At 64.0% G+C, this 12,869-nt stretch carries 11 protein-coding genes; 5 read left to right on the top strand and 6 right to left on the bottom strand.

Translation table 11 applies throughout. The features are described from left to right. Positions 1–119: 119 nt before the first annotated feature. The gene (locus tag LNV09_RS06345) at positions 120–1,382 is read right to left on the bottom strand and encodes a YfiM family lipoprotein (protein ID WP_263556239.1); all 1,263 of its coding nucleotides are present in this window, start codon (positions 1,380–1,382) and stop codon (positions 120–122) included. A gap of 43 nt (positions 1,383–1,425) precedes the next feature. On the opposite strand from LNV09_RS06345, the gene LNV09_RS06340 reads away from it, so the two are divergent. Next, complete coding sequence (locus tag LNV09_RS06340) at positions 1,426–4,284, top strand: DEAD/DEAH box helicase (RefSeq protein ID WP_411969226.1); 2,859 nt, start codon at positions 1,426–1,428, stop codon at positions 4,282–4,284. 27 nt (positions 4,285–4,311) lie between these two features. Here the strand turns inward: LNV09_RS06340 and LNV09_RS06335 are convergent, their stop codons facing one another. Further along, complete coding sequence (locus tag LNV09_RS06335) at positions 4,312–4,485, bottom strand: hypothetical protein (RefSeq protein ID WP_263556238.1); 174 nt, start codon at positions 4,483–4,485, stop codon at positions 4,312–4,314. Between the two features lie 208 nt (positions 4,486–4,693). On the opposite strand from LNV09_RS06335, the gene LNV09_RS06330 reads away from it, so the two are divergent. From LNV09_RS06330 to LNV09_RS06315, 4 genes are all read left to right on the top strand, one after another. Further along, positions 4,694–5,059, top strand: a complete 366-nt coding sequence (locus LNV09_RS06330) for a thioredoxin family protein (protein ID WP_263556237.1) — start codon at positions 4,694–4,696, stop codon at positions 5,057–5,059. Positions 5,060–5,111: 52 nt separating this feature from the next. Continuing rightward, the gene (locus LNV09_RS06325) at positions 5,112–6,488 is read left to right on the top strand and encodes a leucyl aminopeptidase family protein (RefSeq protein WP_263556236.1); all 1,377 of its coding nucleotides are present in this window, start codon (positions 5,112–5,114) and stop codon (positions 6,486–6,488) included. Between the two features lie 145 nt (positions 6,489–6,633). Continuing rightward, positions 6,634–7,110, top strand: coding sequence for a cache domain-containing protein (locus tag LNV09_RS06320; RefSeq protein ID WP_263556235.1), 477 nt, complete (start codon positions 6,634–6,636; stop codon positions 7,108–7,110). A gap of 54 nt (positions 7,111–7,164) precedes the next feature. Then, positions 7,165–8,700 (top strand): methyl-accepting chemotaxis protein, encoded by a 1,536-nt coding sequence (locus LNV09_RS06315; protein ID WP_263556234.1) that lies wholly within the window; start codon positions 7,165–7,167, stop codon positions 8,698–8,700. Here the strand turns inward: LNV09_RS06315 and LNV09_RS06310 are convergent. From LNV09_RS06310 to LNV09_RS06295, 4 genes are read right to left on the bottom strand one after another with little or no spacing between them, the layout of a single operon-like run. Next, positions 8,687–10,363 carry a GMC family oxidoreductase gene (locus LNV09_RS06310; protein WP_263556233.1) on the bottom strand — a complete coding sequence of 559 codons (1,677 nt, stop codon included), beginning with the start codon at positions 10,361–10,363 and terminating at the stop codon, positions 8,687–8,689. The two genes, LNV09_RS06315 and LNV09_RS06310, sit on opposite strands and share 14 nt — an antisense overlap. Before the next feature lie 6 nt (positions 10,364–10,369). Then, positions 10,370–11,011, bottom strand: a complete 642-nt coding sequence (locus LNV09_RS06305; protein ID WP_263556232.1) for a MarC family protein — start codon at positions 11,009–11,011, stop codon at positions 10,370–10,372. 44 nt (positions 11,012–11,055) lie between these two features. Continuing rightward, complete coding sequence (locus LNV09_RS06300) at positions 11,056–11,829, bottom strand: helical backbone metal receptor (protein ID WP_263556231.1); 774 nt, start codon at positions 11,827–11,829, stop codon at positions 11,056–11,058. Further along, the gene (locus LNV09_RS06295; protein ID WP_263556230.1) at positions 11,826–12,746 is read right to left on the bottom strand and encodes a hypothetical protein; all 921 of its coding nucleotides are present in this window, start codon (positions 12,744–12,746) and stop codon (positions 11,826–11,828) included. Before LNV09_RS06295 ends, LNV09_RS06300 begins: the two co-directional genes overlap by 4 nt. Between the last annotated feature and the right edge of the window lie 123 nt (positions 12,747–12,869).

The following is a 12,869-nucleotide window of genomic DNA, read 5'->3' as shown; positions in this document are numbered from 1 at the left end:
GGTACTATTTTCGACGCGACCGTGAAACTAGGGGGGGCTGGCAGCCCCGGACTCAGGGGGGTAGCGCGCGCAGCAGACCCATTCATTCGGGGGGTATTTGTTCCGCGACGTGAACAAAGTCACAAAGAGAGTGCGCTCAGGCGAGCTTCGATCTCTTTCATCATTTGCCGATAGGCCCTTCCATCGACGCCGCCATAGCGCTGCAAGAACTCGGCCTCACTCAGAAATTCGGGCAGATCGGATACATCGGGCATGAAGGCGCTTTCGGGCAGGCCGCGACCGACCAGCGACTGCAGCTTCTCCGGCGCTTGCTCGGACAAGAGCCCGAAACGCGTGCCGGCCCGGTCGGCGGCGATGTCATTGAAGCTGAAGCCGCTGCCGCCGCGCGAGTCAGACAACTCTTTGTAGACGCCGATCGCATCGGCCAGCGCTCCGCCGCCCTCCACCGCCAGCGCGGCCGACACCAGGAAATGCATGGCAAAGTCTTCACGCCCGTTCAAGGTCACTTGCAGCGGCATCGCCCTTGGCCACGACTGCGCCGCCGGCATCACGCGCGCCCAGCTCTCCCCGGTGGCATAAAGCGCCAGCGTCAGAATGGCGGCGCGGTTTTCCGCTGCGGCCTGGGCACTCAGGCCGGCGCTGCGTTGCTGTGCCAATACAAACATCGGCGGCATCAAGCTCGCCAAAGACACAGGCTGCCCCGGCGGCAGCGTTTGCACCCAAGCCGCCAAATGTTCCTGGTAGGCGAGCGCGCGTTGCTGCTCGGCGGCCGGCCACAAGGAGGACATCACGCGGGCCATGCTGTCCTTGTTCCAGCGGTACTTGATGTGCAAGAGTTCGGCGCCGAAGCCGACCCGCTCCACCATATCGCCCACCAGCGCATCGGTCATTGGCAGATCAAGCGCGGCCGGCAGCCCTTGCAAGGTGCGCTTCATGCCCCAGTTGGCCAGCCAGGCCGGTAGCGGCAAGTGGCCGATGCGCAAGCGGGTGAACACCGGCAGCGTCTTGCCGTCGCGCAGCTCGGCATCGAGGTTCAACCAGACGCCAAACTTCGGCACCGGCAAACTGGCCTGGACTTGCGCCCGACCGGGCCGCAACTGCACTTGCGCTGCCGCGTGGCCATAGACTTTGGCGGCTTGACCCAACATCAAATTAAGCTCCTGCTCGCGCAGATTCAATAGCCGCGGCGCACCCGTTTCAAGTTGGCGTGGGTCATTGCGGCGCAAAAAATCTTTGGCTTGTTTGACGTCGGCCGCTTGCAGTTCGGCGGCCACGGCGACCAAGGGCGTGCGCTGCAAAGTCAAAGCGAGGGTCAAGCCCGACAGCAGCAAAAAGCCGCTGCCCAGGCCGAGCAAAATTCTTCGGATCAATACAAGTCGCATGGGCTGCAGTCTGCCAGCAAAGCTAGACCCGACAATGACGGCCATGTCCACCAGCCCCAATTTCGCCGCTGAGCAACGTATCTGGCCTCCGACCGAGCCTGAACTGGCGCGCCTGTTCGAGCGCCATCGCCTGCAACGCGGGCGGACCTTGCAAGCGCAGATTTTGGATCTGCAGCAAGACGAGTCTGGCGCCAGCGCCCGGGTGGCGGGCAGCGGCGAGCAGCTATACGAGCTGGCGCTGCAAGGCGTCGCAGGCAGCGATGGCCGGCCGCATTACAGCGCCCAATGCAGCTGCCGGGCCCGCCATTTTTGTGAACACGCGGCCGCAGTGATGCTGAAGCTGCAAATAGCGGCCGACGCGCCGCAGCGTGCCGCCACATTGCAGGTCTGGGTCGAAGCGCTGCGCCGCAAGGCCGGGCGCGACGAGCTCAAGACACTGCCGCGCCTGCCCGAGGCCGACGCGGCCAAACTGATGGATCTCTTGCTCAGCGACGCCGCAGTGCCGGCTCCGCCTGCCTTGCCCGCAGCGCCGCCCCCTTCGTTGCCCAAAGGCGAGCCGGCCCGTTTTCGAGCACGCTTGACGCTGCGCACCTTGAGCCGTGGGGATGGGCTGTTAGGCCTGGCACCTGGTGGCAAGCTGGGACCACGCGGCGACGCGGTGACGGTTGCGCAAGTCGACTGGACCTATGCCGGCGAGACCAAGCTGCTGTGGGACACACCCGCGCCGCGCTCGCTGCTGAATAGCCGCCCACCCTTGACCCAAACGGTTGGTGCCCGCTTGTTGGCACGCGATTTGTTGGCCGAGGCCGAGGCGCGTGACCAGCTGTGGAGTTCAGGCCTGATTCCGCTTGATGCCGATTTGCTGCAATGGCGGCATCCGGACAACGCGGCCGGTCTGGCGCATTTGTGGACGCTGACGCAAGAAGACCTTTTCGCTGAATTCTGGCTGACGCGCGTGCCCGAGTTGGAGGCCAAGGGCTGGGCCATCCTTGTGCAGCCGGGTTTTGCGCATCGGCCGCTTGCGCCGGAGGCCTGGCGCATCGACATCAAACGCCTCGGCTTGCCGGCCCGCGAGGGCTCTTGGCTGCTGACGCTGGGGGTCGAGATCGAGGGCGAAATGCTGGATCTGGCGCCGATGATTGCCGACCTGCTCAAGCGCGACGCGCGCTGGCTCGATGCCGAGGCGATCGCGTCCATCGACGACGACGCCATCATCTTGCTTCACGCGCCAGGCGGTCGTCGTATCGAGGCGCCGGCGTCCATTTTGAAACCCATTGTGGCGGCGATGGTCGACCTGCTGACCGACCCAAGGCGCCGCGAAGGCCCGCTGCCTTTGAGCGATTGGGAAGCCACGCGCTTGATGGGCTTGGATGAGCGCTCGGGCTGGCAGATGCATGGCGACGCCGACCTGCGCTTGATGGCCCAGAAGCTGCTGGCCGCCGGCGAACCGCGCTCGGTGGCCCCGCCTGCTGGTTTGGGCCTGACGCTGCGACCCTACCAATTGAGCGGCCTGGCCTGGTTGCAGTATCTGCGCGAGCAGGGCTTGGCCGGCATCTTGGCCGACGATATGGGTCTAGGCAAAACCGCCCAGGCGCTGGCCCATCTGCTGCTTGAAAAGCAAGCCGGCCGGCTCGGCGGCGTGAATCGCCCGGCGTTGGCGGTGCTGCCGACCTCGCTGCTGTTCAATTGGCAGGCCGAGGCAGCTCGCGTCGCGCCGCAGCTGCGCGTGCTCTCGCTGCAGGGTTCGGAGCGGGCGCAGCATTTCTCGCATTTGGCCGAATACGATTTGGTGCTGAGCACCTATCCGCTGCTCTGGCGGGACGCCGCCGCGCTGACGGCGCAGCCCTGGCATTTGCTGATTCTGGACGAGGCGCAGACGGTCAAGAACGCCAGCAGCCGGGCGGCGGCCGCCGTGCGCAAGCTCAGCGCCCGCCATCGCCTGTGTTTGACCGGCACACCGCTGGAGAACCATCTGGGCGAGTTGTGGGCGCAGTTCGACTTTCTGATGCCGGGTTTTTTGGGCGACGCCCGCAGCTTCGCGCGGCTTTGGCGCAAGCCGATAGAAACCAATGGCGAGACCTTGCGCGCGCGGCTGCTGGCCGAACGGGTGCGGCCCTTCATCCTGCGCCGCCGCAAGGAAGATGTGGCGACCGAGCTGCCTCCGCTGACCACGGTGACGCGCAAGGTGCAGCTCTACGGTCAGCAACGCGATTTGTACGAGAGCGTGCGGGTGGCGGCCGACAAGCAGGTGCGGCGGGTCTTGGCCCGGCGCGGTTTTGCCGGCGCACAGATCTCGGTGCTCGATGCGCTGCTGAAGCTGCGTCAGGTTTGTTGTGACCCGTTTTTGATCAAGGGCATGGCAATGGCCGCCGATACCGAACGCGCCAAGCTGGAATTGCTGAGCGAGATGCTGCCAGAGCTGCTGGCCGAAGGGCGGCGCGTGCTGGTGTTTTCACAGTTCGCCGAAATGTTGGGCCTGATCGCCGATGAGCTGGACCGGCTGGCGCTGCCTTTTCTGACATTGACCGGGGCCACGCCAGTGGCGGCGCGCGGCGAGATCGTGAGGCGCTTTCAAGCGCAAGAGCTGCCCCTGATGCTGATCAGCCTGAAGGCCGGCGGCGTCGGCCTGAATCTGACGGCGGCCGACACGGTCATCCATGTCGACCCCTGGTGGAACCCGGCCGTCGAGGCGCAGGCGAGCGCACGCGCGCACCGCATCGGCCAGGACAAGCCGGTGTTCGTCTACAAACTGGTGGTGGCGGGCAGCATCGAAGAGCGGATGCTGGAGTTGCAGCAGCGCAAACTGGCGCTGGCGGAAGGGGTGCTGGGCAGTGACTCGGCCGAAGCGCTCAAGTTCACTGAGCAGGATTTGGAACTATTGATGGCACCTTTGAGTGCCTGACCGCACCGTCATGGTGCAGTCAAGTCTTCAACGCTTGCGGTCGAAGCGGATCGCACGCGCCAGGCTGCGGCGGTCGCTGCCAAAGCTGCCGGCCTCGAAAGCCTCGTGCTTGCGGCCCTTGTAGTCGGCCTGACCGGCTTGCAACTCGGGGCAAGGCATGCGGCGGGGCTGGGGTTCGGACGAATGTTGTTGCGTTTTCATGGCTACTGCCTTTGCTACTGCGGGTGAGATTCCAACAATCTCGCTCCGTCTGAGGGCACAACGCGAGCTAAATAGGTGCGGTTGACAGCTGTGCACCATTTTGTTGAAGTTTTTCCATCGGGGTCTTTACCCGGCCGGGCGTCGCCAGTTTGCAACGCAGCCCCCGTGCCTTGCGGCAGGGCCGGCCAGCATGGCTATGCTTAGCACCATGATGATTGCCACCGATGCCCATGACCGCTGCGCGCAGACCACCTTGGTGGCCTGTCTTTGCGCCGCTTGGTGCCGCACTTGCGACGCCTATCACGAGGTGATTGCCGCCTTGCGCTTGCAGTACCCGAACTTCCGCTTTGTCTGGGTTGATATCGAGGATGACGAGGAGTTGGTCGGTGACCTGGAGGTCGAGACCTTCCCGACCCTGCTGATCGGCGTCGGCGAACAGCTGCGCTTTATCGGTCCGGTGACGCCGCATCTGGCCACCGCCCAACGCCTGCTGGCTACTGCCGGCGAGATGCCGCCCGCCAAGTCCAGTCCGGCCGCGCAGGCTTTGCTGGTGCGTTTGCAGAGCAGCTGTTAGTTCAGGCGGACAATCGGCGCTTCTTCAGCGCCGCAACGGAGCCAGCCGCACCATGACCGTCCAATTCAAGACATCTGCCTCAACAGGCGCCATCGCCATCACCGTGGTCGACCGCAGCAGCTTCAAGGCCTTGGCCGCCACGCTGCCCGAAGCAACTCGGCATTGGTTGTCCGCACTGGGCTTTGTGGGTGCGCCGGACAGCTTCGCATTGGTGCCTGGCCCGGACGGCAAGCTCGGCCAGGTCTTCGCCGGCATCAGCCATGTGGCCGACCCCTTTGCCTTGGCAGCTTTGCCGCAAGCACTGCCCGAGGGGCGGTATTGCTTGTCCGATCAGGGTTTGGCATTGCAAGCCGAAGCGGCCGCCCTGTCCTGGGAGCTGGGCGCTTATCAATTTGATCTTTACAAGGCGCGGCGCCGTGCGCCGGCAGAGCTGCTATTGACGCCGAGTGTCGACGCGCAACGCGGCCTGGCCTTCGCCACGGCGATGGCCGCCACCCGCGACCTGGTCAACACTCCCGCCGAGCATATGGGCCCGGAGGAGTTGGCCAAGGCCGCGCAAATGATCGCTAAACAGCATGGCGCCAAATTCAAGCAAATCGTCGGCGATGACTTGTTGAAGCAGAACTTCCCGGCCATCCATGCGGTGGGCCGAGCCTCGACGCGCGCGCCGCGTCTGATCGAGCTGAATTGGGGTGCTGCGGATGCGCCGCTGCTGGCCATCGTCGGCAAAGGCGTCTGTTTTGACACCGGCGGCCTCGACATCAAGGGCGCCGAGGGCATGCGTCAGATGAAAAAAGACATGGGCGGCGCCGCCAATGCCTTGGGCCTGGCCGCCTTGGTGATGGCCTTCAAGCTGCCGGTTCGGCTGCAAGTGCTGATACCGGCGGTGGAGAACTCGATTGCCGGCAATGCCTACCGCCCCGGCGATGTGATCAAGACCCGCAAGGGCCTGCACATCGAGATCGGCAATACCGATGCCGAAGGCCGCGTCGTGCTCAGCGATGCGCTGGCTTATGCCTCGGAAGGCAAACCGGAGCTGATCATCGACCTGGCCACGCTGACCGGCGCAGCCCGTGTGGCCCTGGGCGCGCAATTGCCGGCGTTGTTCAGCAAGCATTTCGACAGCGCGCGTGACTTGGTCGATTTGGGACTCAAACTGGAAGATCCAATGTGGCATATGCCGCTGTGGGCGCCCTACAAGGCCGGCATCGAGAGCAGCATCGGCGACATCGTCAATACCGGCCGCAATGCACTGGGCGGCGCCATCAATGCGGCACTTTTTCTTGAGTACTTTGTGCCCGAGAACCAGGACTGGTTGCACATCGACCTGTTCGCCTGGAACGATGTGGCGCGGCCCGGCCGCCCGGTCGGCGGCGAAGCGCAGACAATTCGCACGCTGCTGGCTTATTTGGAGCAGCGTTTCGTCTGACCGGCGCGCCTCAGGCGTGACAAATTCCTCAAGGCTGACCGAAGCCGGCCGATAGGCAAGAAGCTGACCCTGCTCAGGGTTTGTACTGCCTATACTTGTCCTGGCTTTATCCACACGGCCGCCTCGGCCCTTAAAGGAGTTTGAGATGCACATGACTGTCTCCATGTTTGCCCTGAAAGCAGCACTTGTTGCCGGCCTTGCCGCTTGCGCATCGCAGATCTGCCTGGCGGCCGATGGTGGCGCCACCGAGGAGCAGGCGGTGGCCATGGTCAAGAAGGGTGTCGCCTTCATCAAGGCCAATGGTCGTGAAAAGGGTTTTGCCGAAATCTCCACCAAGGGCGGGCAGTTCACTTTTCAGGACCTCTATTTGGTGGCCTATGGTCTGGACGGCACGGTGCGCGCGCACGGCGCCAATATCAAGATGGTCGGCAAGAACCTGATCGATCTGAAAGACGTGGACGGCAAGGCCTTCGTCAAGGAGCGGGTCGAAATGGCCGCCAGCAAGGGCACGTTCTGGCAAGACTACAAATTCACCAACCCCGAGAACAAAAAGATCGAGCCCAAGCGCATGTATTGCGAGAAGTTCGAAGACATGGCGATTTGCGGCGGCATCTACAAGTAATCAGTTCGTTCCATGGGCCAGAGAGCCCGCGTTACTCGTTAACAGGGAGTGGAAATGAAACTAGCTTGGAAATTGCTTGCTGCGCCGCTATTGACGGCGGTTGTCGTGTTCAGCACCGGCCAGCTCAATGTGCTGCTGATGACGCGGGTGGCCGATACCAACCTCGCCACCATGAACACCCAGTTGGAGGACTACCGCACGCTCAGCAACGCGCAGGAACAATTGGCTCATATTCACACCGGTGTGTACCGCACGGTGGCCTTGATTGCTTCTTTGGATGAACCCAAGATCAAGTCTTTCCGAGCCGAGTTGGTGCAGCAGCTGGCGGGCGTGCAAAGAGTCGCAGCAGGCATCGGTGAATCCCATGCGGATGACGCAGAGCTGAGTAAAAGCACGGGCCAATTGGCGCCCTTGATGGCCAAGTATCAGAAGCAGGCTGACGAGGCGATCGACCTGTCTTCGGTGGACCCAAATACCGGTATCGCCGCGCTGCAAAGCGCCGACGAGAGCTTCAAGGCGCTGACACAGACCATGCGGGCGATGATCACGCGCGTCGAGTCGGCCTCGGCCGAGTCAGTGGCTTCTGCTAACCAGCAGGCGCAGCGCAGCAAATGGCTGCTGGCTGCGCTTGGCTTGATGTTGGCGGCGGCGGCGGTCTATCTGTCCTGGCTGATGCAGCGCAAGTTGACGAATGAGTTGCAGCGCGCCACCGAAATCGCCGGCGAAGTGGCGGCCGGCAATCTGGCGGTTGACGCCAGCAGCGAGCGCGTCGACGAGGTCGGTGATCTGGTGCGAGCCTTGGGCCGCATGACGGCGCAACTTGGTGGCTCTATGCAGGCGGTGCTGGCGGCCTCGGCCTCGATCCGCACCGCCAGCGCCGAAATCGCCAGCGGCAATATGGACCTGAGCGAACGTACCGAGCAGACGGCCTCCAGCCTGCAGCAGGCGGCCTCGTCGATGGATGAATTGACCAGCACGGTCAGGCAGTCGGCCAGCTCGGCCTTGGAGGCCAATCGTTTGGCCGCCTCTGCCGCCGAGGTCGCGGCGCGCGGTGGCCGGGTGGTGGCCCAGGTGGTCAGCACCATGGAAGACATCAATATCAGCTCGCGCAAGATCGGCGACATCATCGGCGTGATCGACAGCATCGCTTTTCAGACCAATATCTTGGCGCTGAACGCCGCTGTCGAGGCCGCGCGCGCGGGTGAGCAGGGGCGCGGCTTCGCGGTGGTGGCGGGCGAGGTGCGCTCGCTGGCGCAGCGCAGCGCGCAGGCGGCGCGCGAGATCAAGGGCTTGATCGGCGCTTCGGTCGACAAGGTCGAAGGCGGGACCAAGCTGGTGGCCGACGCCGGTCAGACCATGGGCGAGATCGTCGGCAGTGTGGAGCGCGTGTCAGCCATCATCGGCGAGATTTCCACCGCCGCGGCCGAGCAGTCCAGGGGGCTCGATCTGGTCAATGGCTCGGTCGTCAAGCTGGATCAGATGACCCAGCAAAACGCCGCCTTGGTGGAGCAGTCCGCAGCGGCGGCCGAGAGCATGAAAGATCAGGCCATCAAACTGGCCGACATCGTTGACACTTTCAAGCTGCCTTGACCGGCTTACGGGCATCGGCCAGTACCCAGGCCGCCGCTTTTTCGGCAATCATCAAGGTCGGTGAATTGGTGTTGCCGCTGGTGATGCTGGGCATCACGCTGGCATCCACCACGCGCAAGCCCTGAATCACCCCATTGGCCCCGCGCACCCGCAGGCGGCTGTCCACCACGGCCGTGGCGTCATCGGTCGAGCCCATCTTGCAAGTGCCTGCGGGATGGAAAATGGTGGTGGCGATCTCGCCCGCAATGGCGGCCAGCTCTTCATCGCTTTGATACTGCGGGCCTGGTTTGTATTCCTCCGGGCGGTAGGCCGCCAAGGCCGGCTGCGCGAGTATTGTGCGTGTGAGCCTCAAGCTGGCGGCGGCGGTGCGGCGGTCTTGCTCGGTGCTGAGATAGTTCGGTGCGATGGCCGGTGCCTGGGCCGGGTCGGCCGAGCGAATCCTCACGCTGCCGCGACTGCTTGGGTTCAAATTGCAGACGCTGGCGGTGATGGCGTTGAAGCTGTGCAAGGGCTCTCCAAAGGCCTCCAGCGACAAGGGCTGGACGTGATACTCAAGGTCCGGCCAGGCCAGGTCCGGGCTGCTGCGGGTGAAGGCACCCAGCTGTGACGGCGCCATGCTCATGGGCCCGGTTCGCTTGAGCGCATATTCCAGCGCAATCTTGGCCTTGCCGAATAAACTGGCTGCGCGCGTATTCAAGGTCGCAGCACCCTCGACCTTGAAGACACTGCGGATCTGCAGATGGTCTTGCAAGTTGGCGCCGACACCCGGTAACGCTTGCTGAATAACTATTCCCAGGCCATGCAGCAAGTCGGCCGGGCCGATGCCGGAGAGTTGCAGAATCTGCGGCGTGCCGATGGCGCCAGCGGCCAGCAGCAGCTCGCCGCCAGGATTGAGCTTGACGTTTTCCAGCCCGGCGGGCGTTCGCACCTCGGCGCCCAGGCATTGCAGCTGCCCGTCGATGTGTTCCAGCTTGAGCCGCTGCACCATGCTGCCGGTCCATAACTCGAAATTTGAGCGCGCATAACAAAGCGGCCGCAAAAAAGCCTTGGCCGTATTCCAGCGCAGGCCCTGACGCTGGTTGACTTCGAAGTAGCCGACGCCTTCGTTGTTGCCTGCGTTGAAGTCTTCGGTCGCCGGAATGCCGGCCTGCACGGCCGCTTGAGCAAAGGCGTCCAGCACATCCCAGCGCAGGCGCTGACGCTCGATGCGCCATTCGCCGCCATGACCATGGGCGGCCTTGAAGGCCGCGCTGGCACCAGCCGGCTGGTCGAGTCGCCAATGGTTCTCATGTTGTTTGAAGAAGGGCAGGCAAGCGTCCCAGCGCCAGGCCGGGTCGCCGGTAGCGGCTGCCCAACCGTCGTAATCACGGCTTTGGCCGCGCATATAGATCATGCCGTTGATGCTGGAGCAGCCGCCCAGCACCTTGCCGCGCGGGTAGCGCAAGGCGCGCCCGTTGAGGCCCGGCTCGGGCTCGGTCTGGTAGAGCCAATCGGTGCGCGGATTGCCGATGCAATGCAGATAGCCGACCGGGATGTGGATCCAGTGGTAATCGTCCTTGCCGCCGGCCTCCAGCAGCAGCACGCGTTTGTCGGGGTTGGCCGACAAGCGATTGGCCAGCAGGCAGCCGGCCGTGCCGGCACCGACGATGATGTAGTCAAACATGCCGGCTTAGCCAGAAATATGTGAGGCCAGCACGGGGAAGAGCTTGATCAGCCCATCGGCCAACAGCTCCACCGCCAGCGCCGCCAGAATCAGCCCCATCAAGCGGGTCATGATGTTGATGCCGGTTTGGCCCAAGGCGCGGGCGATGCGGCCCGAGGCTGAAAACACCAGATAGGTGAGCAAGCCCACCACCACGCCATAACCCACCAGCACCGCTAACTCCCACCAATGGCGGGTTCTGTCAGCGTAAATGACCATGGTCGAGATCGTCGCCGGCCCGGTCAGTAGCGGGATGGCCAAGGGCACAACCGCAATGCTGGCGCCGCTGTCGGCCTTGTCTGCGCCTTCGGTCAGGTCGTCTTTGCGGCTTTCTGCCGGCTGCGCGTTCAGCATCTGGATCGAACTGATCAAGAGCAGGGTGCCGCCGCCAACCTGGAAGGATGCCAGCGAGATGCCGAAGAATTCGATCACCTTCAGCCCAAAGAGGGCGCTGATCGAGATCACCACAAAGGCGGTGAAGGAGCTGACCAGAATCGTCTTTTTGCGCTGTTCGCGCGTCAGGTGGCTGGTGAAGTGAATGAAGAAGGGCACGACCCCGACCGGGTTGACGATGGCGAGCAGAGCGACCAGAGGTTTGTAGATGTCCATGGCTGGATTGTGTGGGCTGGACCGGCGCCTCGAGCAAGGGGTTGTTACTGAGTCGCCAAGCGGCGCAAATAGTCCAGCCCACGCGCGGCGCGCGGGCCATACCAACTGAGCAACTCGCCATCAATCAGCTGCACCTTGGCTTGCGGGCACAAGGCCTGGGCGAGGGGCAGGTGGCTGGCGTCGAAGCGATAGGGCTCCGAGCTGAGCAAGACGCGGTCGATTTGCGCCAACCAAGCCTCGCCGCCCTGCAATACAGGGTAGCGCGCCGCGCCGGCCTCGCCGCCCTGCACCGCCGGCCAGCTTTGCCAGCCGACCTCGGCCAACATGCGCGCGATATAGGTGTCGCGTGCGACCGTCATCCAAGGCTCGCGCCACATCAGGTACAGCACGCGCTGTAGCGGCCAACTTTGGGCGCGGCAACGCTGCAAGGCCAGGCGCAGCTCGGCGGCCAGCGTCGCGCAGCGTTCGTTGACGCCCGGCTCGCTGCCGAAGTGCAGCTGCATTTGCGCCAACAGGCTCAGGTTGTCCGCCGGCGACTGCGGATGGGTGACCACAATATGCGGCACAAATTCGCGCAAGGCCTCGGCCAGTTCTAGGCGGTTCTCGTCGACATTGACGATGACATGGCTGGGCGCCAGTTGGCGCAGTTTGGCGAGGTTGACGTCCTTGGTGCCGCCGACCTTGGGCACATCGGCCAAGGCGGCCTGCGGATGGATGCAAAAACCGGTGCGCGCGACCAAGTGCGGACCCAGACCCAGCGACACCAGCAACTCGGTGATGCTGGGCACCAGGCTGGCGATGCGCAGGCCCGGCGTCATAGCGCCGCGTCGTCGGCCGGTGCGTCTTGCAAGGCCAGGAAGACCGCACAGCAGCCGCGCAGATAGACCAAGGTGGGCAAGACCAACGCGACGGCGAAGACGACACCGCCGCCGACCAAGGTCGCCATGCCCAGCGGCGTCGCAGCGACCGGCGCGCCGGTGGCGCCCAGGCTGCGCAGCCCGTAGCCAAACAGGCCCGCCATCAATTGTTGGGCCGGCACATCGATGCCGATCAGCCAGACCATCAAAAACGCCAAGGCCCGGCCCCCGCTGACGACCACAAAGCTGACCGCCGCGCTGACCAAGCCGGTGGTCAAGAGTACGGCCATCATCAAGGCGCCCGCTTCCAGCGCGCCGTGGCGCAACTGCTTCAGCAAAAGCCGGGCGGTGCCGACCGCGCTGCGGCCGCTCCACATCGACGGCCCCGTCAGGGGGCCGACAATGACGGCGCCGCTGAAGGCCATCACGCCCAACAAGGCGACACCCAGCGGCACCAAGAGCGCAAACAGCGGTGCGCCTATCCATGGCAGCTTGACGGCCCAGAGCAGCGCCACCAGGCCGCCCAGCGCCAACGCCATCAAGGCAAGCATCATCAACAGGCTCAGCAGCACCTTGGGCGCAACGCGCAGCGCATCATGGAAAGCGTCAACAACGTCGCGCACCGGGCGGCCGCGTGCCTGATCCATCAAGAGCAGGCCGGTGGTGTTGACGCCAAGAAAGGCCGCCAGCAAACCCAGGCCGGCCCAAATCACGCCCCAGGTGTTGTCGGCCTTGGCCAGCGCAGACTCCGCCGACGCCAGCATCAAGCCGGCCAAGCAAAACGCACTCAACAAGGCATATAGCGCACGGCCATTGCGCGGCGCATCGATGCTGGCGAGCACCCGGTTCAAGGCGTGGAGCGAGAGTTTTTGAGACATGGCGGTCATCATAGCCAGCGGCCTTGCCGGCGCCTGTTGAAGCCCGGTTCAGCGACCTAGTCCGCCATTCGCACGGCGCCGAGGCTAGGGTTTTTTCTATCGGCTAAAAAACAACAATTACCC

This window comes from Paucibacter sp. B2R-40, assembly GCF_025717555.1.
Lineage (GTDB): Bacteria > Pseudomonadota > Gammaproteobacteria > Burkholderiales > Burkholderiaceae_C > Paucibacter_A.
Note: the sequence above shows the minus strand (reverse complement) of the source record. Positions and strands in the feature narration are given on the sequence as shown.